At 34.2% G+C, this 25,061-nt stretch carries 19 protein-coding genes; 8 read left to right on the top strand and 11 right to left on the bottom strand.

Annotated elements, in window-relative coordinates; translation table 11 throughout:
- Positions 1 to 148 precede the first annotated feature (148 nt).
- A complete protein-coding gene (locus ACEN2F_RS10880) occupies positions 149 to 1,063 on the top strand; it encodes an AEC family transporter (RefSeq protein WP_441738991.1) in 915 nt (304 codons plus the stop codon).
- Positions 1,064 to 1,488: 425 nt separating this feature from the next.
- Here ACEN2F_RS10880 and ACEN2F_RS10875 read toward each other — a convergent pair whose 3' ends face one another.
- The 5 genes from ACEN2F_RS10875 to ACEN2F_RS10855 all read right to left on the bottom strand — a co-directional run bounded on the left by ACEN2F_RS10875 (position 1,489) and on the right by ACEN2F_RS10855 (position 9,685).
- Positions 1,489 to 3,060 carry a calcineurin-like phosphoesterase C-terminal domain-containing protein gene (locus ACEN2F_RS10875; RefSeq protein WP_441738989.1) on the bottom strand — a complete coding sequence of 524 codons (1,572 nt, stop codon included), beginning with the start codon at positions 3,058 to 3,060 and terminating at the stop codon, positions 1,489 to 1,491.
- A 23-nt stretch (positions 3,061 to 3,083) separates the two neighbouring features.
- Positions 3,084 to 4,514 carry a SusD/RagB family nutrient-binding outer membrane lipoprotein gene (locus ACEN2F_RS10870; RefSeq protein WP_441738986.1) on the bottom strand — a complete coding sequence of 477 codons (1,431 nt, stop codon included), beginning with the start codon at positions 4,512 to 4,514 and terminating at the stop codon, positions 3,084 to 3,086.
- A 14-nt stretch (positions 4,515 to 4,528) separates the two neighbouring features.
- A complete protein-coding gene (locus tag ACEN2F_RS10865; protein ID WP_441738984.1) occupies positions 4,529 to 7,978 on the bottom strand; it encodes a SusC/RagA family TonB-linked outer membrane protein in 3,450 nt (1,149 codons plus the stop codon).
- Between the two features lie 85 nt (positions 7,979 to 8,063).
- Positions 8,064 to 9,008, bottom strand: coding sequence for a FecR family protein (locus ACEN2F_RS10860; protein WP_441738981.1), 945 nt, complete (start codon positions 9,006 to 9,008; stop codon positions 8,064 to 8,066).
- Between the two features lie 92 nt (positions 9,009 to 9,100).
- Positions 9,101 to 9,685 carry an RNA polymerase sigma factor gene (locus tag ACEN2F_RS10855; RefSeq protein ID WP_441738978.1) on the bottom strand — a complete coding sequence of 195 codons (585 nt, stop codon included), beginning with the start codon at positions 9,683 to 9,685 and terminating at the stop codon, positions 9,101 to 9,103.
- 840 nt (positions 9,686 to 10,525) lie between these two features.
- Between ACEN2F_RS10855 and ACEN2F_RS10850 the strand changes: the two genes are divergently transcribed.
- Positions 10,526 to 11,737 carry an MFS transporter gene (locus ACEN2F_RS10850; RefSeq protein ID WP_441738975.1) on the top strand — a complete coding sequence of 404 codons (1,212 nt, stop codon included), beginning with the start codon at positions 10,526 to 10,528 and terminating at the stop codon, positions 11,735 to 11,737.
- Between the two features lie 347 nt (positions 11,738 to 12,084).
- On the top strand, positions 12,085 to 12,723 hold the full coding sequence (locus ACEN2F_RS10845; RefSeq protein WP_441738972.1) for a peroxiredoxin: 639 nt from the start codon (positions 12,085 to 12,087) through the stop codon (positions 12,721 to 12,723).
- Between the two features lie 378 nt (positions 12,724 to 13,101).
- Here the strand turns inward: ACEN2F_RS10845 and nudK are convergent, their stop codons facing one another.
- The 5 genes from nudK to ACEN2F_RS10820 form a co-directional block, all read right to left on the bottom strand.
- Positions 13,102 to 13,683, bottom strand: a complete 582-nt coding sequence (gene nudK, locus ACEN2F_RS10840) for a GDP-mannose pyrophosphatase NudK (protein ID WP_441738970.1) — start codon at positions 13,681 to 13,683, stop codon at positions 13,102 to 13,104.
- 62 nt (positions 13,684 to 13,745) lie between these two features.
- On the bottom strand, positions 13,746 to 15,017 hold the full coding sequence (locus ACEN2F_RS10835) for an adenylosuccinate synthase (RefSeq protein ID WP_441738968.1): 1,272 nt from the start codon (positions 15,015 to 15,017) through the stop codon (positions 13,746 to 13,748).
- 40 nt (positions 15,018 to 15,057) lie between these two features.
- Entirely contained in the window at positions 15,058 to 15,528 is a 471-nt protein-coding gene (locus ACEN2F_RS10830) for a Fur family transcriptional regulator (RefSeq protein WP_441738965.1), read from the bottom strand.
- Positions 15,529 to 15,644: 116 nt separating this feature from the next.
- Positions 15,645 to 17,867: a RelA/SpoT family protein gene (locus ACEN2F_RS10825; RefSeq protein ID WP_441738963.1), complete on the bottom strand. Its 2,223-nt coding sequence runs from the start codon at positions 17,865 to 17,867 to the stop codon at positions 15,645 to 15,647.
- Between the two features lie 239 nt (positions 17,868 to 18,106).
- The gene (locus ACEN2F_RS10820) at positions 18,107 to 18,892 is read right to left on the bottom strand and encodes a TrmH family RNA methyltransferase (protein WP_441738960.1); all 786 of its coding nucleotides are present in this window, start codon (positions 18,890 to 18,892) and stop codon (positions 18,107 to 18,109) included.
- 213 nt (positions 18,893 to 19,105) lie between these two features.
- Between ACEN2F_RS10820 and ACEN2F_RS10815 the strand changes: the two genes are divergently transcribed.
- The 5 genes from ACEN2F_RS10815 to ACEN2F_RS10795 are packed head-to-tail and all read left to right on the top strand — an operon-like array spanning position 19,106 to position 24,063.
- The gene (locus ACEN2F_RS10815; protein ID WP_441738958.1) at positions 19,106 to 19,708 is read left to right on the top strand and encodes a trimeric intracellular cation channel family protein; all 603 of its coding nucleotides are present in this window, start codon (positions 19,106 to 19,108) and stop codon (positions 19,706 to 19,708) included.
- Positions 19,709 to 19,743: 35 nt separating this feature from the next.
- On the top strand, positions 19,744 to 20,694 hold the full coding sequence (locus tag ACEN2F_RS10810) for a FemAB family protein (RefSeq protein WP_441738956.1): 951 nt from the start codon (positions 19,744 to 19,746) through the stop codon (positions 20,692 to 20,694).
- On the top strand, positions 20,691 to 21,821 hold the full coding sequence (locus ACEN2F_RS10805) for a DegT/DnrJ/EryC1/StrS family aminotransferase (RefSeq protein WP_441738954.1): 1,131 nt from the start codon (positions 20,691 to 20,693) through the stop codon (positions 21,819 to 21,821). The genes ACEN2F_RS10810 and ACEN2F_RS10805 overlap by 4 nt, the downstream gene beginning before the upstream one ends.
- Positions 21,822 to 21,824: 3 nt before the next feature.
- Positions 21,825 to 23,312, top strand: coding sequence for an oligosaccharide flippase family protein (locus ACEN2F_RS10800; RefSeq protein ID WP_441738952.1), 1,488 nt, complete (start codon positions 21,825 to 21,827; stop codon positions 23,310 to 23,312).
- Entirely contained in the window at positions 23,305 to 24,063 is a 759-nt protein-coding gene (locus tag ACEN2F_RS10795; RefSeq protein WP_441738949.1) for an acyltransferase, read from the top strand. The genes ACEN2F_RS10800 and ACEN2F_RS10795 overlap by 8 nt, the downstream gene beginning before the upstream one ends.
- A gap of 63 nt (positions 24,064 to 24,126) precedes the next feature.
- Here ACEN2F_RS10795 and ACEN2F_RS10790 read toward each other — a convergent pair whose 3' ends face one another.
- Positions 24,127 to 25,035, bottom strand: coding sequence for a glycosyltransferase family 2 protein (locus ACEN2F_RS10790; RefSeq protein WP_441738946.1), 909 nt, complete (start codon positions 25,033 to 25,035; stop codon positions 24,127 to 24,129).
- Positions 25,036 to 25,061 lie beyond the last annotated feature (26 nt).

Below are 25,061 nucleotides of genomic sequence, written 5' to 3'. Positions count from 1 at the left end.
TAAAATTAATGAAAAAAGGAGGTGAATGAACGCAGATTTACATAAAATATCAAATGGCACCTTATCGTACTTTTAAACGTGAAGTAAATCATTATTTTTATTTTTTGGATCCTTATTATAGCAGATTAGTCAATACCTTTGCGACACTATGAATAATTTTAATTTGATTTTTGTTTTTTTATTCCTTGGTATTGTCCTGCAAAACATAAAAGTATTTCCCGTTATTCGGGTTTACAAGTTGCTAAACAAGCTTGTGATTTATTTTTGTTTGCCTGCCTTGGCCTTATATTATATTCCAAAAATAAAATGGAGTCCTGAATTGTTGTTTCCTATTGGTGTGGCGTGGATTGGATTTGTAGTTTCTTATTTGTTTTTTAGTTTGTTAGGGAGCAAATTTGGATGGTCTAAAAAACTCACAGGCTGCTTAATTATCACTGCTGGGTTGGGGAATACGTCTTTTTTAGGTTTTCCAATAATTGAAGCGCTATATGGTGAAGAAGGTTTAAAGACAGCAATTTTAGTAGATCAGCCCGGTTCTTTTGTAGTGCTTTCTACTTTGGGAATTCTGGTTGCAACGGTTTATTCTACAGGAAGTCCTAGTGGTGTTCAAATTGCTAAAAAAATTCTTTTTTTTCCACCTTTTATAACTTTTTTGGTAGCTTGTTTAATGAATGTTTTTAATGTCGATTTTCATGAATATATCCAAATTTTACTCCAAAAAATGGGAAGTGGCGTAACTCCTTTGGCCTTGCTTTCAGTTGGTTTACAGTTGCGTTTTGAACGGAAAAGTCAGCATTGGAAGTTTCTAGGGTTGGGACTTTTATATAAATTAATTCTGACTCCGGCTCTTATTTATGTGTTGTATGTAGTGATTTTGCAACAGCATTCTAAAATTATCCAAGTTGCCCTTTTAGAGTCGGCTATGGCGCCTATGATTACGGCTTGTATTTTAGCATCCACTCATGGTTTAAAACCTAGATTGAGTAGTATGATGATAGGTTTTGGAATTCCAATCTCCTTTATTACGTTGTCATTTTGGTATTTTGTGGTTCAATATGTGTAGTTTCTTTTTAATTAAAGAAAACAAAGTAAGTCTTCTTATATTGGAATAAGTGGTGTACCGCTGGAATAAAGCTTCAGTTGGAATTGTTTTAAGTAGTTGGACCTATTTAATGTCATACTAACAAATGAGTGAAATAATATTTAACATATAAGTCATATAAGAATTAAACCTTAAATGACCTTATGATTATTTAAGTTACATAAGGCTAACATAATCGAAACTTAAACTTACATGACTTATATGGTAAAAAAAATGCGACATTGTTTTATTCTTATTGCTTAGAAGATAAAAGACGCTGATTTTATTTTTTATTCCAAAAAAATATTCTTCTGTTTAAGAACTTGGTTACAGTTCTAGCAACTATTTTTATAAAAAAAAAGGCTCGCCTGGATAAAAATCTTCAGCGAGCCTTTAAAAAAAAAAACTTATTTCTGATTCTCTAAACGGTAGGAAGTTGTGTCAGTGTAGGTTTTTCCAAATTGATCGATGGCTTTAATCTCGATTTGATGGATTCCTATTTCAAGATTGGTTGGAATTTTTCCTCTCCAAAGATGCTTGCTTTCGATAGGATTTGACGAGCGTCTTCCGGGAAATAATTCTTCTGTAAGATCCCATTCATAAACATCAGTTGCATAAGATGGATCTATTTCCTCTACGTAGTCCATTGTTTTCCATTCTCCTTTGTCTACGCGGTATTCTATGGTGTCATTTTTACTTCCCATAAAGAAATTGACATAAATTCCGGATCGGGTAGAACGACCTTTTTCAACTACTTTGGGAGCAAAAACTTCCATTTGGTAGGTTTTGGGTTTACCCGCAACTTTGTAATCTAGACTGTAGTGATTGCCTTTAAAATTAATAAAAGCATATCCTTTTGGCGTTCCATCGCGCATGGTTGAAACCGGAACTCCATCTGAATTTAGTTTTCCCGAGTACCAATCTCCCGAGGTGGTTCCAACATTATAATGATGATGCGGTTTTTCCTGTAACCAGCCATCGGTTTTGCCAAAATAATCTTGGCGTTGAATATGGGTATGTGCAGAAAGAGAAAGCGTATTTGGAAAATCTTTCAAAAGTTCGAATAGTTTCTCTCTATCCGCATCTCTAAATGAATCCCCTTGAGTTTCACTTAATGGAATGTGAAATGCTAATACTATCAAATTCTCTTTTGGAACCAATTTCAAATCATTGGCAATAAACTGCAACTGATTTGGTGTAAAACCACCCCAATATCCTTTTTGATTTCTTGGATCAGGATAGAGCACATTGTCCATTACGATAAAATGGACTTTTCCATAATTGAACGCGTAATTAGCTGGTCCAAAATGAGCTTCATAGGTTTCATCGGCCATTTCATCAGTGGTAGCATCAAAATTAAGATCGTGGTTTCCTAGTAAATTGTACCAAGGAATCCCCGCTTTTTTTACCGCTCGAATATAAGGATTGAAAAGCGCGAGATCATTTCCCACTAAATCGCCTAAACTCAAACCAAAGGGAACATTTTTAATTCCCTCTACTTCGGCTACAATTCCTTTCGCAAAGAAATCGACTTCAGCTTGCGTGTACGGTTGTGGATCTCCAAAAATAAGGGCTGTAAACTCTTGATTTTCTGGTTGAGGAACCAGACCAAAATCGACTGATTTAGGCAATTTTCCTGTTGGATCCACTCCTTTAAATTTTGACTCAGGAGAACCTTTGGGTTTGTGATTGTAAAAAAACTGAGGTAAATTATTGTCATTCACGCCCACTTTATAGTTGGCAGGTTTAATAACGGCTATAATTGCATCATCACTTATTGGGAGGATATACTTGCCTTTTTCATCGGTGAGAACCACTTGCAGACCATTGGTTACGGAAACATTAGCAATTCCTTTTTCATTTCGTTCTTTTTTGCCATTCTCATTATGGTCTTCAAAAACAAAGCCCTGAACATTATTTTGTGCTGTTATTCCTATTGAAAATAGCAAGGCACATATTGATACTATTGATTTTTTCATCGTTTATGTATTTTAATTAAGATTTATTTGTCCCACCAAACTTTAGTGTTGATATCATCCGTACCCAACATTTCAACTGCTTTCAGATAATTTTGTTGGTTGTTGATTTGAATACTTGTTGGATAATAAAAACGAGAAGGCATGATTCCGTTATTCTCCATGGCTGTTGTTGTAGGAAGAATAGGAAATCCGGTTCTACGGTATTCAAACCACTGTTGGTAATCAATAAAATAAAGCGCATAATATTTTTGAAGCATTATTTTTTCTAAAGTGCCATCATAAGCCGCTAATGAATTTTCAAAATAAGTACTAGGTGTTGTGGTTCCTAATTGTTCCATGGCCGCCTGAACGCCTTTTTTATAATGCGATTCGGCATCCGATATGAATCCTCTTTGTGCCATTTCAGCTTTTATAAAGGCTACTTCGGCGTAAGTCATCAAGAAAATGTTCATTGGATTTGTAATCTGAGTAGCATTAAATGTAGAAGCATTGTAAGCAAACTGAGATTCAGCACCAGCATACGCGCTAGGAATTCCTTTATATCCTATGGAAACATTGTCCATGTCACGTGCAACGCCAGCAATTATTGGTCTTCGAGGATCGGTCATGGTGTTTAGATTGTCTATAAAAAAAGAAGTTATTTTTACGTTTAAACTAAAATCCTGAGGTCTTCCCCAAGGAGAAACGTTAGGAGTTACTCCGGTAACTTTCAGTATGGCAGATTCAGCCGTGTTTTCAAAAACAGGATATTGTGTTGGATTTTGAATCATAGTAGCCAATTTTTGGAAAGCTTTGGTTTCCGTACGATTGGATATTCTCAGCAACAAACGCATTTGAAGCGAATTAGTAAATTTTTTCCATTTAGTGACGTTGTTTTGAAAAAGAATATCACTGGCGTAAATCATTGGAGCAGCAGTATTGTACAACGTATTGGCTCGCTCTAAATCAGCTAAAATCGTGGTGTAAATCAATTCCTGAGAATCAAATGCAGGATAAAGATTTCCTTCTTCACCACTTACGGCTTCGGTCATGGGAACTGGTCCAAAAATATCCGTAAGATTAGAATACACCAAAGCATTTAACGTCAATGCAATTGCTTCATAATTTCGATCTTCGGCTTGTATTGCTGCGGCTTTCATCTCCTTGATATTATTAAGCCATTTGTAATAATTTGCCCAAGAGGAATAGCCTATTTCCTGACTTAAATCATAGCGGTGCAACCCTCCCGAAACGCTGGGAAAGGGCAATGAAACCTGCATTAAATCGAAAGTAACATTAGCACTTCTGGTGGCGTTGTGCGTAGCTAGGCCATAAATGATAGGATTAATTAAAGTTCCCGGACTTATTTCGGCAATCCGGTTTGGATCTTCATTGAGTTCATTAAAATCACCCGTGCAAGCCAAGTTTAGCAGAACTAGGGCTAAAGTTGCAGTAAAAATTTTTATCTTTTTCATCTTTAAAAATTAGTTTAGAAATTCACTTTTATGTTAAAACCATAGGTAGCAGGAGTAGGCATTTGGCCCATTTCGATACCCGGTAAAATAGTATCTCCATTTAAGGCTGCTGTTTCTGGATCAAAAATTGGAAAGTCAGAAAGAACCGCTAGGTCTCTACCAAAAATAGACAGATCTAAGCTCGTAATCCCCGTGTTTTTAAGCCAAGCAGAAGAGATGCTGTATTGCAAACTTACTTCTCGCAATTTGACATAAGAAGCTTCAAAAGCATTGGATTCGATATTGGCTCTTCGATAATAACGAGCGTACCAGTCTGGAGTCAATGCTTCAGTGGTGTTTTGAGAATAGGTTCCATCTGTATTTAATACCACTCCTTCACCTACAATCACTCCCTCTTCACGACCTTTCATTGTCGACATTAGTTTCCCCATTTCAGATAGTTTGTGATGTGTTTGAGAATAAATGATTCCTCCAAGTTGTCCATCAAGCATTACATTTAAACCTAAATTTCCAAATTTAAAGCTGTTGTACAAACCGGCTTTCCAATCAGGTGTTGCATCGCCTATGTATTGAATTTCATCCGGATATGCTGGTAAGCCTGAATTGTCATATACAATTTGTCCATCAGGAGATCGTACAAAACCATAACCATATATTGCAGTTGTTGTCCCGCCCTCTTTGGCAATCAAGGTAGCTGTACCTCCTGATCCAATGGTTTGTTGACCCTGAATACCATCGGCAAGTTCCATAACGCGATTCCAGTTTTTAGACCAAGTTAAAGTTGTTGACCATTTAAATTTATCCATATTGATAATTTTTCCGGTTAAGGTAAGTTCAACTCCTCGATTTCGTACTTCGCCAGAATTCATAATACCGGAACTGAATCCAGTTGTGATGTCTAAGGGAACAGAAATAATTTGGTTTTTAGTCGTTGTTTGATACACCGTTGCATCAAAATTTATTCTGTTTTTGAATAATCTCCCTTCAAAACCAGTTTCAATACTTGTCGTAATTTCTGGCTTAAAGTTAGCATTGTACAACGTTGACGGCGCTACTGCTGAACTTGCAAAAGCAGATTGATCGTAGTATTTACTCGTTCTGTAAGGATCAGTATCATTACCTACCTGAGCAAGGGACAATCGGTATTTGAAATATTCCAGAGATTTAGGTAAGTTGAATATTTCAGAAAGAATAAAACTAGTATTTACAGATGGGTAAAAGAACGAATTGTTTTGCTCTGGCAAAGTACTAGACCAATCGTTTCTGCCTGTCACATCTAAGAAAATCTGATCTTTGAACGAGAAGGAAAACAGTCCGTACAAACTATTGACTTTTTTGTAACTGTCATTTACGCTGATGATAGGATTGCTGACCCCATTTGCTAATTTATAAACAGTGGGAACGACCAAGCCTTCAACGGCAGCATCCATTCTTTGGTATTTATAACTCATGGCATTTCCTCCCGCTGAAGCAGAAAAAGAAAAATCTTTAGAGAGTTTATTTTTATAAGTGAATAAAAAATCAGAATTTACTTCTTGCATAAAAACATCCTGAGTTCTAAAAAATCCTTTAGCATAACGATTGATGCTATAAGGTCTTTTTTGTTCGCGATCTTGATGATAGGTGTTTAAGGATGTTCTCAACAAAAGATCTAAATTAGGAGCTAACTTAATTGTAGCGTTCAAATTACCTACAATTTGATTACTTGCTAAAGAGTTTGTTGCTTCATTAGCAATTAAATAAGGATTATCAATGTAACTGCTGAAGGGTTGCAGTTGTTGGATTTGATTTTGACCTTGTCTCCAAATCGGTTTGTACCAATCAAGATCAGCATTTGGATTTTGGAAAATCGTAAAGTAGGCTATAGAGCCATTATTATAACCCGTGCTTGGTAAATTATCACTGTCTCTGTTGTTGTAATTGATCACCGATGCAATTTTAATTTTATCCGATATTTTATAATCGGCATTTACTGAAGCAGTTACTCTTTCAAATCCGGTATTGGGCATAATCCATTCATTTTTTGAATGGCCAATGGACATTCTCATGGATCCATTTTTGTCCCCACCCTGAAGCGTGATGTTATTGTTTATAGTAGTTCCTGTACGCCAGAAATCTTTAATATTATTCTTGTAAGGAATCCAAGGTGTTCTTTCAGTTCCTTGTGTTTCTGTTAAAGGATCGTATTGAAAGTAGGATTGTCCGTTAAATTTTGGTCCCCAAGCACTACTCGTAGAACCTGTATTGTTTCCATCGACAGAACTTAAATACGAATAATATGGATCACCACTTTTGTTAAATGATTTTCCGGTACCCTGACCGTATTCGTATTGATAATCTGGCCAGCGCTGAATAACATCAAAAGTAATTCCCGTGTTATAGCTAATTCCAAGGCCTTTATTTTTTTTACCTGATTTGGTTGTAATGATCAAAGCACCATTCGCTGCGCGACTTCCATAAAGAGCGGTTGCTCCAGGACCTTTTAAGACCGTTACATTTTCAATATCATCCATATTAAGATCTGAAATACCATTTCCAAAATCAACTGGAGAATCGCTGCCCATATAAGCACTATCGGATCCTGAACTAGTTATTTTACTATTAATAGGAACGCCATCTACAACAATTAAAGCATTATTTCCATTAGGATTCAGCGAATTATTTCCTCTTAAGGTAATTTGTTGCGAGTTTAAAGGACCAGATCCTGAGGAAACAATATTCAAACCTGCCACTTTTCCTTTTAGTCCAGATGACCAGTTGTTTGGAGCGGTTTGTGCCAAGTTATCAGCGCTAATGGTTTGTTGCGAAAAACCTAATTGTTTTTCTTGTCTTTTAATTCCTAATGCCGTTACCACAACTTCATTGAGTGCATTGGTGTTTTCAATTAAGCCAATTATTAGCAAGGAGGTAGTACTGGCAGGCACTTCTTTGTCATCAAAACCCATATAAGAGACCACTAAGAGCGCATTAGCAGTAGCAGTTTTTAAACTAAAATTTCCGTCAAAATCAGTTGTAGTACTGTTTTTAGTTCCTTTTTCTAGAACGGTCGCTCCAGGTAAAGGAAGTCCTTGTGAATCATTTACTTTTCCTCGGATGAGCTGCTGGATAGCAACGGGTTTAGTAACCGAAATAGTGTTATTGATACGATGAAATTGAAAGCCTGTTTGAGCAGTTATTTTACTTAAAATAGTGTGCATACTTTCTTTGTTTACCAATAAAGTTAAACGTTGCTTTGAAGCGGAAATTTTTTCGTCAAAGACAAAGGTATACTTAGTCTTTTTCTCCAAAACATCGAATACCTCTGTGATTTGGACTTCTTTCAGGTTGATCGAGAGATTTTCTTCTCCATCATTAGTAGCATTTAATGGTGTAGCGAAGGTTTCAGAAAATATAAAGAGGAAACTTAATAGATAAAGGTATTTTTTTAATTTCATGGAAAAAAGAAATTGGATTTTCAAATTCATTTTAATGATTTTTAAGTGTTTAATTTTTAATAGGATCTCAATCTGAATGCAACTTATTCTTGATTTTAATAGCGAATTCCAGCAATTACTTCTTTGGTTTTTCTCGTATAAAAATTTTATTTGGGGTTTGAAAATCGATTTCTAATTGTTTTACTTCCGCAATACTTTCAAGGATTGTAGTGATATTTTCATCTTTAAATTTTCCGGTTATTCCAAGTTGTTCTATTTCTGAATTATCAAAATCGATAATGACATTAAATCTGTTTTCTAATATTTCAGCTGTTTCGCCAAGACTTGTGTTTTTCAGGACTATAATGTTCTTTGTCCAAGCCAAGAAATCCTCTTGGTAATTGTTGGTGAGTAGCGGTAATTGTTTTTTTGTAAAAAGTAGTTGTTGATTCTTGATCAGCAAAATATTGGTATCGGGATTCACTTTATCGTGTACAGCTACTTTCCCCGTAAGAACCTTAATGGTATTTGGGTAATTTGGATAAGCTTTAATGGTAAATGAAGTCCCCAATACTTTGATGTTGAATTGGGTTGTTTCAACTGTAAAGGGACTTTTTGGATTTTTTACTACTTCAAAATACGCTTCTCCTTTTAGTTTTAGTTTTCGGTTGTTTTCAAAGTCGGATAAGTAAGTTACGCTACTGTTGGCATTTAGTATGAGCAGACTTCCATCCGGTAGAATGAGTTTTTTTATTTCCCCTTTGGCAGCTGATTGGGTTACAGTATTTTTAGTTGTTGATTGGGTTATCAAAAAAGGAATTCCGAGTAGTACAACAGCAATTGCGGCGATTGCAGCTGTTTTATAATATAAATTCCGAAGTTTTGCTTTCGGTTTATTAATTTTAGTATTTATTTTAAGCAGTATTGAATTCCTTTTTTCTTCGTTCAAGGAAAGAATGATGGTATTTTGCTCTTTCTCCATTTGTTTTAAGAAAAAGGTTTCTACGGCTTCTTTTTCGGATAAGGAACAGTTATTTTGAGCATATTTTTGAGCGAGTGCTATGAAGTCTTCTTTTTGCAAAACAGGTCTTTTTACTATAAGTCCCAACTTTTACCTTTATTACGTAGTGAACAATCTTGTCTTAAAGATTTGTTAACAGCGATTCTCTTTGGTTAACATTGTAACAACATTCCCGTAATAAAAACGGAGAATTGATAGGGATCAATCTTCATTTTGAGCAATTTTAATCCATCGCTAATGTGCTTTTCTACTGTTCGAACTGATAATCCTAGTTTTTGGGCTATTTCAATATTAGTGTAATTTTCTAACCGGCTAAGAATTAATACTTGCTGACTTCTGGGAGGTAATTTTTTGATTTCCTTGAAAATTCCGGCTTCAAATTCTTGATATACTAAATGTTTGTCGGTTCTAGAAGGATGCGGAATGTTTTGGAGTATTTCAAGATGTCCGTAATCAAATTTTAAATCCCGAATGTGATTAGCAATTTTGTATTTGACGGCTCGAAGTAAGTAGCCCTCCAAATTATCAATAGAAGTTGTGGCAGATTTTTCCCAAAGACTGATAAAGATTTCCTGAACAATATCCTCGCAAATGGCTTCTTCTTTGTAGATTTTAAAAGCAAAGGAATATAGTCTTTTCCAATACCGATCAAACAAGACTTCAAAGGCTAGCTGATCTTGGTGTTGTAGTTTTTTTTGTAAATCGGTATCTGATAATCGCAGTAGTGTCGTTTTCATGCTATGGTAGTTGCCACAAATGAAATCAATTTTATCTTCTTGGGAACCGAAACGAGTTTAAGCTATGGTTAACGAATGTCGATGATTTTCATTCCTTACTTGGTTATCAAAATAGATTGAAAACGGAAGTTTCTATATAAAATAGTATAGTTCACTTCGGGTTTCTAGAAAGTATAATTACCGAGAATGTATTTATAAAATTGAAATTCGCTATGCTTGTTTCCAAAATTTATTTGATGTCTGGTATCATTTTAATTAGGACTAAAGCAAATGTTTTTTAGTAACAAAATTTTTTAGTTTGATTAAGAGTGTTTTTAACCAACGGTTTAAAAATCTACGCTAAAATAAAAATGTTTCAAGTTTTTATTTAATTCCAAAGAAAGATAAAAGATAGGGATTAACACCAAAAGCTACTTTTACATATAAAGAGTTTTAATACCATTTTTAGAGCCGCACAACGAAGCTATCGTTATAAGTTGGTGCCAATAAAGTAAAAGCTTAATCATAAATGAGATTAAATTGTAGTCAGTAATTAGCGTCAAAGTACTTTGTTAATCTGCTATTAATTTATCCAAAGAGCCGAGTACAAAATTTATAAAAGAAGATTCATTTCAATTCACCATTGAAATGAATTTTGTTCTAAATTTTAAACTTTTTGTCGGATTAAAGCACATTTTTTGACTAATTTTGGCACTTTAGTTACACTTCGTCATTAGATCAAAAAGACTCAAAAGCATCTCAAATAGTAAGGCTTTCCCTCTTATGTTTTGAATTAATTGAAGGATTTTCTTCTTTTAGCTAAGTTATAATTAGCATTAATAATACAGTTTTCTTAAAAATATGAGTTCATCTTCTGATAATGCAACACAAATTGATCGTACCGCTATAGCCCAACAAACTGTATACCCTGTCTTGTTTTCTATTGCATTTGCTCACTTGCTCAATGATTTATTGCAAGCCGTTATTCCAGCAGCGTATCCTATTTTAAAAGAAAATTTTAATTTAACCTTCACCCAAATTGGGTTAATTACCTTGGCCTATCAATTAGCCGCATCTATATTGCAGCCGGTCGTTGGGCTCTACACGGACAAAAGACCAAAACCCTTTTCTCAAATTTTCGGAATGCTTTTTACCTTATCCGGTATTGTGGTTTTGTCCTACGCTTCCAGCTTTTCAATGATCATAATATCGGTTGTTTTGGTCGGGATTGGTTCGTCTATTTTTCATCCAGAAGCATCTCGAATCTCTTTTTTGGCCTCTGGCGGAAAGCGTGGCTTAGCACAATCTATTTTTCAGTTGGGAGGAAATGCAGGAACAGCTATCGGACCATTATTGGTTGCTTTAATTGTGGTTCCTAATTCTCAATATTACATTATTTGGTTTGTTGCTATAGCCATAATCGGATTGATTGTTTTGAGTAGAATTGCCCTTTGGTATCAAAATCATCTGAGTTTAAGAAGTACAAAAAAAGCCGAGATCAATTTGCCAAATTTATCGCAGAAAACGATTGCAATATCAGTAGGAATTTTGATGGTTTTGATATTTTCAAAATTCTTTTATATGGCCAGTATGTCCAGCTATTTCACCTTTTATTTAATCGAAAAATTTGGATTGTCAGTGCAAGAAGCCCAGTTTCACTTGGTTTTGTTTTTGGCATCTTGTGCTGTAGGAACTTTAATTGGTGGACCCATAGGCGATAAATACGGAAGGAAATACGTCATTTGGTTTTCTGTTTTGGGAGCAGCACCTTTTACATTGCTGTTGCCGTTTGTTGATTTATTTTGGACCGGAGTGCTATCCGTTGTTATTGGAACTGTCATGTCATCCGCTTTTCCTGCTATTCTAGTTTTTGCGCAGGAATTGTTGCCTAAAAAACTCGGAATGGTTTCTGGACTTTTCTATGGTTTTGCTTTCGGAATGGGTGGCTTAGGCTCTGCTTTGCTCGGAAATTTGGCAGATCATACCAGCATCACTTATGTATATTATTTGTGTGCGTATTTGCCATTGATCGGTAGTATTGCTTTCTTTTTGCCAAATTTGAAGAAAAAATAATGTTTTTATAGGAGCTAGGCAATAAGAATAAAACAAAATCGCATTTTTTTTACCATATAAGTCATGTAAGTTTAAGTTTCGATTGTGTTAGCCTTATGTAAACTATAATAATCATAAGGTCATTTAAGGTTTAATTCTTATATGACTTATATGTTAAATATTATTTCACTCAATTTTTAGTAGGATATTAAATAGGTCCAACTACTTATTTACTTTCCTAATGGTTTTTTTTTCAAAATCACTTTCTGAGTTTTATAAATATTAGTAGAATTTTAAGATTTGTTTTTCCTGATGAAAGCCATTATTTGATTAACTTACAATGTTACTAATTAATAAAATAAATAAGCATGGCAACAGTACGATTAGGCGATATTGCTCCTGATTTTGAAGCAGAAACGTCACAAGGAAAAATAAAATTTTATGAATGGCTTGGTAATTCTTGGGGTATTTTGTTCTCTCATCCTGCTGATTTCACACCAGTTTGTACCACTGAGCTAGGAACAGCCGCATTGTATTATCCTGAATTCAAAAAACGAAACGTTAAAGTTATCGCATTGAGCGTAGACGGTGTCGATTCGCACATGGAATGGATTAAAGACATTAACGAAACGCAAAATACCACCGTAGATTTCCCTATAATAGCCGATGAAGACAAGCATATCGCAGCGTTATATGACATGATTCATCCCAATGCCAGTGAAAGTTTTACAGTTCGTTCCGTTTTTATCATTGGACCAGACAAAAAAATAAAATTAACTTTGACCTATCCAGCGTCAACCGGTAGAAATTTTGATGAGTTATTGCGTGTTATTGATAGTCTGCAATTGACTGCTGACTATAGCGTGGCTACACCTGCCAATTGGAAAGATGGTGATCATGTAGTAATTTCACCAGCCATTAAAGACGAAGACATTGCGGCTAAATTCCCAAAAGGCTATGACAGAGTTAAGCCCTATTTACGCATGACACCACAGCCTAATAAATAGGAATTTTTAGAAAAACCTCTCAAATAAGAAAGCAGAATGAATTTATTTTCATTCTGCTTTCTTATTTGTTAGTAAGGTTTTAAATTTAATATGTTATGTTGATTAAGTTCTTACTTTCTTTGCTACAAAATTATAAGCAAGAAGAATAAAACAATGTTGCGTTTTTTTTTTTACCATATAAGTCATGTAAGTTTAAGTTTCGATTGTGTTAGCCTTATGTAACTTAAACAATCATAAGGTCATTTAAGGTTTAATTCTTATATGACTTATATGTTAAATATTATTTCACTCATTTTTTAGTAGGAGATTAAATAGGTCCAACTACTTGTTTTTGAATCAATTAAATTAAATGGTAAACAAAATTACTTCTGCTGTTCCTTAAAGCAACTGGTGTATTTTGGCGTATTGCAATAATATAGTTGTCTTTGCATCTTGCATTTGACCCGATTCGATCATTGCATACGCCTCTTCAAAAGGCATTTCCATAACATCTATATTTTCTTCTTCATGTGCTACGCCGCCACCATCACTTACTTTCATCGATTCATTGTATTCACCAACAAATAAGTATAAAATTTCAGTTACAGCACCCGGTGACATGAAGGTTTCCATTACTTTTTGTACTTTAGAAATACGGTATCCTGTTTCTTCTTCGGTTTCCCTAATGATGCATTGCTCTGGATTATCTTGGTCCAGAAGTCCTGCACAAACTTCAACCATCATCCCAGTTTTATTTCCATTTAAATACGTTGGTAATCTAAACTGTCTCGTAAGAATAACTGTTTTTTGTTGAGTGTTGTAAAGCAAAATGGCAGCTCCATTTCCGCGGTCATAAACTTCTCTTTTTTGAGTAATCCAAGAATCATCTTCTTTTTGATAATCAAAAGTTACTTTGTTCAAGGTATACCAATTGTCTGAAAGCAATTCGGTTTTTTGTATTTTAATCGTTGGATTTTTCATTTGGTAGGATTGATTTTTTAAAGTAAAAAAAAACGCTCTGAATTTTCAGAGCGTTTGTAATCTTATTTCAATATGGTCTGCTTTCTGTCTGGACCCACAGAAACTATTTTGATAGGAACTTCTAATTCTTTTTCAATAAATTCAATGTATTCTTTTAATTCTTTTGGTAATTCTTCGTACATAGTCATTCCGGTCAAATCTTGTTTCCAACCTTTGAAATTACGGTATACTGGAGTTACATTTTCTGGTTCAATATTGTAAGGAAAATGAGAAATATTAGCTCCTTTGTAATTGTATTCGGTACATACTTTCAACGTTTCAAATCCGGAAAGTACATCGCCTTTCATCATCATTAATTGTGTTACACCATTTACTTGAACTGCATATTTCAGTGCTACTAAGTCTAACCAACCGCAACGTCTTTGTCTTCCGGTTACTGATCCAAATTCATTTCCCACGCGTGCCATTGCAGCACCATCTTCGTCAAAAAGTTCTGTAGGGAACGGACCACTTCCTACGCGAGTTACATACGCTTTGAAAATTCCGTATACTTCCTTGATTTTATTTGGAGCAATCCCTAAACCAGTACAAGCACCAGCAGCAGTAGTATTTGATGAAGTTACAAATGGATATGTTCCAAAATCAACGTCTAATAAGGAGCCTTGAGCGCCTTCACACAATATTGATTTATCCGCTTTTTGAGCTTGGTGTAAATATTCTTCACTATCGATAAAGTCTAATTTTTTTAGTTCTTCGATGGCTTCAAAAAATTCTTTTTCTAACTCCTCTAAATTATATTGGATTGCAACATCATAGAATTTTATCATGGCTTCGTGCTTGTCAGCTAAAGCTCTGTAACGATCTGCGAAATCTTCTAACTCAATATCTCCTACACGTATTCCGTTTCTTCCGGTTTTGTCCATGTACGTGGGGCCAATTCCTTTCAAGGTGGATCCAATTTTTGCTTTCCCTTTTGATGCTTCTGAAGCCGCGTCTAATAAGCGGTGGGTTGGCAAAATTAAATGTGCTTTTCGTGAAATGATTAATTTGCTTTTAATATCTAAATTAAATTTCTCAAGACCTTCAATTTCTTTTTGAAAAACAACAGGATCAATTACAACTCCGTTTCCTATAATGTTTACAGCAGTTTTATGAAAAATACCGGAAGGAATAGTTCTAAGAACATGTTTTATTCCGTCAAATTCTAAGGTGTGACCTGCATTTGGACCTCCTTGAAATCGTGCAATTATATCATATTTAGAAGTTAGAACGTCAACAATTTTTCCTTTTCCTTCATCTCCCCATTGTAATCCTAATAATAAATCTACGGCCATTCTGTATGTTATTTGTAGTTAATTTTTATTTTTCGGACTTTTATTCGTCCAACTTATTTTTTTCTTTCTTTACACCATAAAGATATAAAGAGTGATTTGTTATTTCTATTTCAAAAATTTCTTCAATTGTTTTTTTGATACTTTGAATTCTTGGATCACAAAACTCGATTACCTCGCCAGTATCTGTCATGATAATGTGATCGTGCTGTTTATCGAAATATGATTTTTCGTAATGTGCCTGATTTTGTCCAAACTGGTGTTTGCGCACTAAAGCACAGTCCAATAATAATTCAATAGTATTGTAAAGGGTTGCCCTGCTGACACGGTAGTTTTTATTTTTCATTTTGATATAAAGATTCTCTACATCAAAATGTTCTTCGCTGTCGTAAATTTCCTGAAGAATAGCATAACGTTCAGGCGTTTTGCGATGTCCTTTTTTTTCAAGATACATTGTAAAAACATTTTTTACAATTTCTTGGTTTTTGTTGTTATCTGTGGAAATGAGTGTCATATACTGGCAAAGATAAAATTTTTAGTTTAAAGTTTAAAGTTTCGGGTTTGTTTAGTTTAAAGTTTGTTTGATTTCCAGACGGAAAATCCATTTCTGAAAATTAAAGGCTAACTTTTCTACGATTTATACACTCGCGTTACTTTATCAATTCCGTCAATTTTTTTAATATTGTTGATTAATTTTTTCAGTATCGTGTTATTTCTAACAATTACTGCAATTTGTCCATGAAATATACCTGCCTCTGTGCTTAGAGAAATACTTTGTATGTTCACGTTCATATTATTCGAAATGACCTTTGTCAACTGATTTGTTAATCCTAAAATATCCATTCCAGTAATGTTTATCATTGCTTTAAATTCCTCTTGAGAAGAGTCAATCCATTTAGCTGACATGATACGGTAGGCGTAGTTGGACTGCATTCCTATGGCGTTTGGGCAATCTTTTTTATGCACTTTAATGCCTTCATTTATAGTAACAAATCCAAATACTTCATCACCAGGAATTGGGTTACAACAAGGCGATAATTTATAATCGAGTTTGTCGTGGTCTTTTCCAAAAACAAGCATGTCATAACTGCTGTTAATGACTGGTTTATGAATTTCCTCATCAGATGTAGAGCTTGGAGAGCGTTTTATTTTATTTTTCAAAAAATTAATGAACGTGTTGCTCTTTTGCGAAGCGTAATCTTTCAGTTGTTGGTTTTCTATTGCACCAATCCCCACTCGGTAAAATAAATCTAAACTTGTTTTTAATTTAAAAAAGTTGACTAACTCATTAATAACTTGTTCGCTCAACGTTATTTTTAAATGTTTTAATTTTCTGGTAAGCAGCTCTTTTCCTTCTTCACCTATTTTTTTTGTGTTTTCATTTAAAACATTTTTAATCTTTGTTTTAGCTCTTGAAGTGGTTACGTAATCAAGCCAGTTGACCGTTGGTTTTTGATGTTGCGAAGTAATCACTTCAATTTGATCACCACTTTTTAATTCGAAATTTAGGGGTACTAATTTACCATTGACGCGCGTTCCTCTGGTTCTAATTCCTATTTCGGAGTGAATGCTGAATGCAAAATCAAGTGATGTAGCTCCTTTTGGCAATGATTTAATTTCTCCTTTTGGAGTAAATACAAAAATTTCTTTTGAATATAAATTCATTTTGAAATCTTCTACAAAATTTACAGCATTTGTTTCTGAATTTTCTAAGGCTTCCTTTAGTAAATTGAGCCAAACATCTAGGCCACTTTCTTCAGTAGCACCATTTTTATATTTGTAGTGGGCAGCGTATCCTTTTTCGGCAATTTCATCCATGCGTTCGCTGCGGACCTGAACTTCTACCCAGCGTCCTTTAGGTCCCATTACGGTAATGTGTAAGGCCTCGTAGCCTGTTGATTTTGGCGACGAGATCCAATCGCGTAATCTACTCGGGCTTGGTCTGTAGTGATCTGTTACAATGGAGTATATTTTCCAAGCGATGAATTTTTCGTCATGTGGAGTTGATTTGTATACAATTCGCAGTGCAAACTTATCAAACACTTCATCAAAACTTACGTTTTGTGCCTGCATCTTTCTCCGGATGGAGTAAATTGATTTGGGACGGCCTTTTATGATATAATCAATTTCTTCAGCATCTAAGGAAGCTTTTAATACATTTGAAATTGCATCAATATATGCGTCCTGTTCCTCTTTAGTTTCTTTTATTTTACTGACTATTTCATTATATACCGCTGGTTCCGTATATTTTAAACCTAAATCTTCTAGTTTTGTTTTAATGTTGTACAGACCCAATCGGTGGGCCAGAGGAGCATAAATATATAAGGTTTCAGATGCAATTTTGGTTTGTTTATATTCTTGCATCGAATCCATGGTTTGCATATTGTGCAAGCGATCAGCAAGTTTTATCAGGATAACGCGTACATCATCGTTGAGCGTTAAAATCATCTTACGAAAATTTTCTGCTTGCATCGAAACATTTAAATCTCTTTGTACAAGCGATATTTTTGTTAGTCCCTCTACGATTTGAGCCACTTTAGGATTAAACAAGCGCTCAATATCCTGCACAGTTGTGGGTGTGTCTTCAACCACATCGTGTAATAATGCCGCTGCAATTGATGTCGCCCCCAAACCTATTTCTGAAGCAACAATTTTTGCCACAGCAATAGGATGAAAAATGTAGGCTTCCCCAGATTTTCTGCGTTGTTCTTTATGGGCTTCTACGGAAACATCAAAGGCTTTTCGGATGAGTTTTTTGTCTTCATCGCTTAATGTTTGGTAGCTTATTCGAAGTAACTCTTTGTACTCCCGAGCAATAGCCTTATTTTCTTTTTCTAAATCTATTTCTGTCATAACGGCATGGTTCATTTTCTAAAAATAGGCATAAGTTTGTAGATATGCAATTTTATTTAAACGTCGTTTTACTGGTTTTTAGATATTATATCCTTTAAATAAAATCGGATATCCTTGAGTTCAGGAATTCATTTTATAGGCAGTCCCGCTACTTTTTTTATTGTGCCAATGAAACTTTAAAACATCAAATTCAATTTAGTTATTATGTTTCCAAATTGATCATCTAATAAAATAGTTATCTAAAAACCCCGCTGTCTTTTAGCTTCAAAAATTAGGATGGCTGCTGCAACAGAAACATTCATCGAATCGATTTCACCCTGCATGGGAATAATAATATTTTGGGTTGCTTCTTCTCGCCATGTTGCTGTCAACCCTGTTGCTTCTGTTCCTACGACTAATGCCGTTGGAGTCGTATAGTCTTGCGTGTGGTAGGCGGTAGAGTTTTGCAAAGTTGCACAGTAAAAACTGATTTTCCTGTCCTTTAAAAAAGAAATAATTTCTGCTGTGGTGCCAGTTGCAATTTGGTTTGTAAACAAGCAACCTACGCTCGAACGTATAATATTTGGGTTGTATAAATCGCTTTTTGGATTAGCGATAATCACTGCATCCAGATTAGCGGCATCTGCAGTACGCAATAAGGCACCTATGTTTCCTGGTTTTTCTGGTGCTTCGGCCACAAGAATCAAAGGATTTTCTGATAATTGTAAATCGGATAATTGCAACGATTTACTTTTGGCTACAGCCAAAACACCTTCAGTGGTATCTCGATAAGCCAGTTTTTGATAGACTTCTTTAGTTAGTGCTACCAACTCCGCATTTTTAAATAATTGTCGTGCGTCCGCTTCGGAACAAATTTCCGGTAAAAACAACAGCGTTTCTATTTCGTAACCGCCTTTGACAGCGATTGAAATTTCCCGTTTTCCTTCTATTAAAAACGTGCCCGTCTGTTTGCGATTTTTTGCTTTTTCTTGCAATAAAACTAAGGATTTTATGAACGGATTTTGAATGGAAGTGATTTGTTTCAAAATATTTTGAAATTTAATTATTAGATATTTAACAAAGATACAGCGAGAAAATGCAGTTTTAAATAATTAAAATGGATTATTTCTGAATTGAAAGACAGTTTTTTTAGATAAGTTTGAAGGAACTATTTTACACCAGTAATTTTCTTTAATTTTGTGCGACTGATGCATTAATTCGTACCTGCTTATTTCTTAATTTTTAATCCAAATTACTTCATGTTTCATATTTTAGATATTATTGGAACGATCGCTTTTGCACTTTCAGGCGCATTGACTGCCATGAGTAAGAGGATGGATGCCTTTGGTGTGTTTATTGTTGCTTTTGTGACCGCTGTGGGTGGAGGTACGTTGCGTGATGTTATGATTGGTCGAACTCCGGTAGGCTGGATGCTTGATTTAGTTTATGTTTATGCAATAATTTTTGCGGTTGTTTTTGCTGTTTTATTTCGGAAAAAATTTGATCGTTTGCGAACTTCTTTATTTTTATTTGACACAATCGGGCTTGGGGTTTTTACATTAATTGGACTTGAAAAGGGAATAAATATAGGCTTACATCCAATTGTATGCATCGCGTTAGGAACCATTACCGCTTGTTTTGGAGGTGTTATCCGAGATATTTTATGTAACGATATTCCTGTGATTTTTAGACGTGAAATTTACGCTACAATTTGCATTCTAGGCGGAATTATGTTTTTTATATTGCTGGAATTTAATTTGGCCAAAGATATTTTATATATAACAACCTCAATTATTATAATTCTGATTCGTCTGATGGCCGTAAAATTCAAATGGTATTTGCCCACCATAGAACATAAATAAAAAATGATTACTTTCACAAAGTCTAAAATTAAAACGTGAAAAAGTATTCCGTCAAACGATATCAGAAAAGTGATTATGCCACTTGGAATTCCTTTATTGGTCAAGCCAAAAATGCTACCTTTTTGTTTCATCGTGATTTTATGGAATACCATGAGGATCGTTTTGAGGATTTTTCTCTTCTGATTTTTGATGCCGGTAAACTACTTGCAGTTTTGCCCGCAAACAAAGTGTCGAATGCTGTTTTTTCGCATCAAGGTCTTACTTACGGTGGCTTAGTTTATCCCCATAAAATAAAGGGAGAACAAGTTGCAGATCTTTTAGATTGTCTTTTGTCTTTCTTTAAAGATTGCAGTATCGAAACCTTTTTTTTGAAACAAATTCCCTTTATTTATCCTTCAAAAGGAAATGCTGAAATGGAGTTTTTCTTACTCAACAGGGGAGCTTCTCTCTACAAAAAAGAAATGAATCTAGTCATCAATTTAGCAATGCCTTTGACTATTTCTAAAAGCAAATTAAAACATTTAAAGAAAAACGAAGCACTTGATTTAGAACTTATCGAGGAAACAGAGCTGGATTCTTTCTGGAAATTGGTTTTAGAGCCAAGATTACTGGAAAAGTATAATGCTAAACCGGTTCATTCGTTGCAAGAAATCACCAAATTAAAGGCTTTGTTTCCGCGAAATATCAAACAGTTTTCAGTGTATTATAATGGTGCAATAGTTGCCGGAATAACAGTATTTGAAACAGAAACAGTCGTAAAATCACAATATGGAGCCACCACTAAAATAGGTGAAGAGTTGCGCGCATTGGATTTTGCATTCATTAGCTTGATCGAAAAATACAAGAAACTGGGCACCCTTTTTTTTGATATGGGGATTGTTAATGACACCAATGAGAAAGGATTTCATGCTGGACTTTTGAAACAAAAAGAAGAATTAGGCGGTTCCGTATTTAGCCAGGACTTTTATAAAATGAATCTAGTATGATACCGTTTTTAGATTTAAAAAAAATAAACAAGCCCTATGAAAACGCTTTTCAAGAAAAATTAAAAAATTTTTTAACAAATGGGTGGTATATTTTAGGGAATGAAGTCAGTGCCTTTGAAACTAGTTTTGCCAACTATTGCCGAACAAAATATTGCATTGGTACAGGAAATGGTTTTGATGCGCTAGTGCTCATTTTTAAAGCCTACATCGAATTAGGAAAACTGCACAAAGGCGACGAAGTTATTGTTCCGGCAAATACCTATATTGCCAGTATTCTCGCTATCATACAAGCAGATTTAATTCCTGTTTTGGTCGAGCCAAAGTTGGAAACCTATAATATGGATCCTAATTTAATTGCGGAAAAAATTACTTCAAAAACGAAAGCGATTTTGGTCGTGCATCTTTATGGACAACTAGCTGAAATGGACAGGGTAAATGAAATTGCTATAGCAAATAATTTACTGGTTGTTGAAGATTCGGCTCAAGCTCACGGCGCTTCCTTTGAAGAGGAAAGTTATAACACTCAGGACCTAAAACCCAAAACCCAAGCGTATAGTTTTTATCCAGGAAAAAATCTCGGTGCATTAGGAGATGCCGGTGCTGTTACTACAAATGATGCTGAATTAGCTAGAGTGATCCGATCGCTTCGAAATTATGGGTCGGAAACCAAATATTACAATGATTATGTTGGGATGAATTCTAGATTAGACGAATTACAAGCGGCTTTTCTGAATGTGAAATTACCTTTTTTAAACTCGGAGAACGAACGTCGAAGAACAATTGCTAAACGCTATTTATCTGAAATAAAAAATAATAAAATTATCCTCCCAACCTTATTATTGAATCAAGCAAAACAACTCAATTCTGTTTTTCATTTGTTTGTTATTCGAACTCAAAACAGAGAAAAATTACAGGCTTATTTATTTCAAAACGGGATTGAAACGATGATTCATTACCCAGTTCCTCCACATTTGCAAAAAGCATTTTCCTCTGAGACTTCTAAATGGAATTCATTGTCGTTCCCAATTACAGAGAAAATTCATGATGAGGTTTTGAGTTTGCCTATAAGTCCTATTTTGACAATGGAAGAAGTGGATCATATTATCGCGATTTTAAATACATTTTAAAAAGTGTCCGATAGTAAAACGTCATATCATCGCATTTTAAAAACCACCTCGCTTTTTGGAGGAATTCAGTTTTTTACGATAATTATTGCCATAATTAGGACTAAATGTATTGCTGTGTTTATTGGCGCGGAAGGAATGGGGATTTTTTCTTTGTTGAATTCAACGGTCAATCTTGTTGGTGGCGTCACGGGTTTAGGAATTGAAACCAGTGGTATAAAACACCTTTCCAGTCGCTATAAAAAAGACGATTTAAATACTGTAACAGCTGTAATTACAGTGCTAAAAAAACTGGCAATTTTAACTGGTGTTTTAGGATGTGCTCTTGTTATTATCTTCTCTAAATGGCTAAGTCAACTAACTTTTGGGAATTTTAATCATACCTTATCCTTTATTTTTATTTCGATCACATTACTTTTTAGACAAGTAATGATGGGACATTTAGTTGTTTTTCAAGGTTTAAGAAAAATGCGGCTTTTAGCCAAAACAAATCTTTACGGAAATGGATTAGGATTGTTATTCTCAATTCCGTTGTACTATTATTACCGGATTGATGCAATTGTTCCCACAATTATAATAGCTTCCTTATCAGCAGTGTTAGTTTCTTTCTATTATTCAAAAAAAATTCCCTTTCCAAAAAGTATAATTTCTAGAGAACAACTAAACACTGAAGGCAAAAGTATCATTCGGTTGGGCGTTTTACTGACTTTAAGTGGTTTGTTGACGTTGTTGTCCACTTATTTAATCCAAATTTTCGTTGGAAAATTAGGAGGTTTAGAACAAGTGGGTTTTTATAATGCCGGTTTTACCTTGTTGAATTCGTATGTAGGAATAATTTTCACAGTCATGAGTACTGATTATTTTCCAAGATTAGCCGCAATTAGTGCTGATAACGATAAAGTACGAAATAGTGTTGTTCAGCAATCATTTGTTTCGATATTGATTATTACACCCATTATAATTTTATTTTTAACGTGCATTCCGCTGATTGTAAAAATTATGTTCACCCCACAATTTAACTCCATTATTCCGATGGTTTGTTTTGGAATCATAGCAATGATATTTCGTGCCGTTTCATGGTCAATGGGCTATATTTTGATCGCTAAAGGAGATTCGAAAATATTTATGCGAACTGCTGTTGTATTTAATAGTATTTCGCTTATTTTGAATGTATTAGGGTATTACTATTATGGTTTAGAAGGTCTTGGAATTAGTTTTTTGCTTTATTATTTCATTCATTTTTTTGGTTTAAAAATAATCACTAAAAAAAGATATGGGTTTTATTTTGAAAGCGATTTTTATACCACCTATTTAATTTGTATCCTCATGTGTGTTGTTACTTTTGTGTTTCGATACGTTCCAAATCCAATTTTAAAGTATGGTTTAATGTCAATGATGGTGGTAATATCGATTGTTTTTGTTTTATTTGAAATAAATAAAAAGACCGCATTAAAAGAAGTGTTCAATGCTATAATTAAGAAAAAGAATGATTGATGTACTTAAGAATATTTATAGAAAATTAAGGTCTTTTTATCACCGGTTGCAACTGTATTATTCCGTAAACTGGATCAAAACGCTATATTTTAATTTCAAAAAATTTCCGTATTCTATTGCAAAACAGCTTCCTGTTTTTTTTTATGGAAAAGTAAAATTTACATCAATAACTGGTACCATCAAAATAGAAGGTGCCATCAAAAGCGGCATGATTGGTTTTGGACAACCCTATGAACTGAATACTATTCATAAAGGAATTGCCGAAATTACAATTCTAGGAACTCTCGTTTTCAAGGGTCATGTGCAATTGGGGAAGGATTATTTTATTTACCTAGGAGAGAACGGGCATTGCGAATTGGGGCACATGGCTTCGCTGGCTTCCAATGCAAAATTGATTTGTATGGAGTATGTCGTATTGGGGGATTACGCCCGTTTTGGATCAGAATCTCAAATTATGGATACTAATTTTCATCAGATGATGGACAGTATAACAGGTGAAAAGTTCAAAATTACAGCGCCAATTAGTATAGGAAATTACAATTATGCAGCAAGCAGAGTGACAGTGCTTCAGGGGACTAAAACACCTGATTTTTGTACGATAGGTTCCAGTAGTTTATGTACTGCAGATTATACCGCATTTGGTTCTAATATCTTTATTGGTGGTATTCCGGCAAAATTAATTAAAACAAATATTTCCAGAGATTGGGAAGGGGAAAATGAGAATTTAGAACAATGGTTGGCTGTTTTATAGATCCAAAATGAGATCACACAAACTGCTTGTTTCGAGATTATTATAAAAAATAGCGTTTTTCATTTAATATGTTTTGAAATTTTTTCTCCAAGACAATATCATTCTTAAGCTAAGATTTTTTAATAGTAAACTATAATTTTTATTTTTCCAACAATGTATAATTTCATAATGTAATCTTTTTTGAAGAGCTAAATCTTCTGTTTTATTTCTGTTCATTTGGATTACTTTCTTTAAAATCAAATGAGTTGAATGATTAATTTTTTTTGCTCTAGCGTTATTCTTTTTGAAAAAATAAGTTTCCAAAGAATCTGTGACGACTCTTTTTTGAATAAGAATTTCGTCAATAAAATCAATTTCATAATTTCTTGACGCTCTAATCCAAAAATCATAATCTTCATATTCTAGTCTTTCATCATATCCGTTCAAAGTATCATAAACATCTCTTTTTATCATACCAGAAACGGAACAAAATGTCTTGCCAGATGTTATTATTGTAGCATAAATAGCACCAGTTGGTCTTTTAGCAATTACTTTTTTTGACGCATCAACCTCAAAAAAATAGGATTTAAATTTGCCGTTTTCCTCTACTAATTCAGCATTTCCATAGACGATAGCAAGATTTTTATAGGGACTATTTTGAAACGTTACTACTTGTAATGCAATACAATTCGGACGTAAAATATCATCAGTTGCTAGATCAATAATAAATTCCCCTTTGGCAATTTTTAGGGTATTGTTGAACGATTTTGTTATTCCTAAATTTTGAGTATTTCTTATAAATATAATTTCAGGATGTTTTGCTACATAATCAATAATTACCGCTACTGAATTATCGGTGCTGCAGTCATCAACAATAATTATTTCAATAGTTGTATAATTTTGATTCAAAATAGAGTTCAAAGAATCAGCAACAAATTTTTCATGATTATAGCAATGACAAATGACGCTCACTAATGGATTATGGGAATTCAAATCAGTTTTTGTTTATTATATTTGAA

The organism is Flavobacterium sp. W20_MBD1_R3 (genome assembly GCF_052119725.1).
In the GTDB taxonomy this organism is placed as follows: Bacteria; Bacteroidota; Bacteroidia; order Flavobacteriales; family Flavobacteriaceae; genus Flavobacterium.
The sequence above is the reverse complement of the archived record's forward strand: the minus strand, read 5'-3'. Positions and strand labels throughout refer to the sequence as shown.

Excerpts from the sequence above, each read along its gene's own strand:
- ACEN2F_RS10805 (WP_441738954.1), top strand. The coding sequence starts at position 20,691 with ATGATACCGTTTTTAGATTTAAAAAAAATAAACAAGCCCTATGAAAAC.
- ACEN2F_RS10830 (WP_441738965.1), bottom strand. The coding sequence starts at position 15,528 with ATGACACTCATTTCCACAGATAACAACAAAAACCAAGAAATTGTAAAA.
- ACEN2F_RS10865 (WP_441738984.1), bottom strand. The coding sequence starts at position 7,978 with ATGAATTTGAAAATCCAATTTCTTTTTTCCATGAAATTAAAAAAATAC.
- ACEN2F_RS10795 (WP_441738949.1), top strand. The coding sequence starts at position 23,305 with ATGATTGATGTACTTAAGAATATTTATAGAAAATTAAGGTCTTTTTAT.
- ACEN2F_RS10870 (WP_441738986.1), bottom strand. The coding sequence starts at position 4,514 with ATGAAAAAGATAAAAATTTTTACTGCAACTTTAGCCCTAGTTCTGCTA.
- ACEN2F_RS10835 (WP_441738968.1), bottom strand. The coding sequence starts at position 15,017 with ATGGCCGTAGATTTATTATTAGGATTACAATGGGGAGATGAAGGAAAA.
- ACEN2F_RS10875 (WP_441738989.1), bottom strand. The coding sequence starts at position 3,060 with ATGAAAAAATCAATAGTATCAATATGTGCCTTGCTATTTTCAATAGGA.
- nudK (WP_441738970.1), bottom strand. The coding sequence starts at position 13,683 with ATGAAAAATCCAACGATTAAAATACAAAAAACCGAATTGCTTTCAGAC.
- ACEN2F_RS10845 (WP_441738972.1), top strand. The coding sequence starts at position 12,085 with ATGGCAACAGTACGATTAGGCGATATTGCTCCTGATTTTGAAGCAGAA.
- ACEN2F_RS10855 (WP_441738978.1), bottom strand. The coding sequence starts at position 9,685 with ATGAAAACGACACTACTGCGATTATCAGATACCGATTTACAAAAAAAA.
- ACEN2F_RS10825 (WP_441738963.1), bottom strand. The coding sequence starts at position 17,867 with ATGACAGAAATAGATTTAGAAAAAGAAAATAAGGCTATTGCTCGGGAG.
- ACEN2F_RS10880 (WP_441738991.1), top strand. The coding sequence starts at position 149 with ATGAATAATTTTAATTTGATTTTTGTTTTTTTATTCCTTGGTATTGTC.
- ACEN2F_RS10815 (WP_441738958.1), top strand. The coding sequence starts at position 19,106 with ATGTTTCATATTTTAGATATTATTGGAACGATCGCTTTTGCACTTTCA.
- ACEN2F_RS10850 (WP_441738975.1), top strand. The coding sequence starts at position 10,526 with ATGAGTTCATCTTCTGATAATGCAACACAAATTGATCGTACCGCTATA.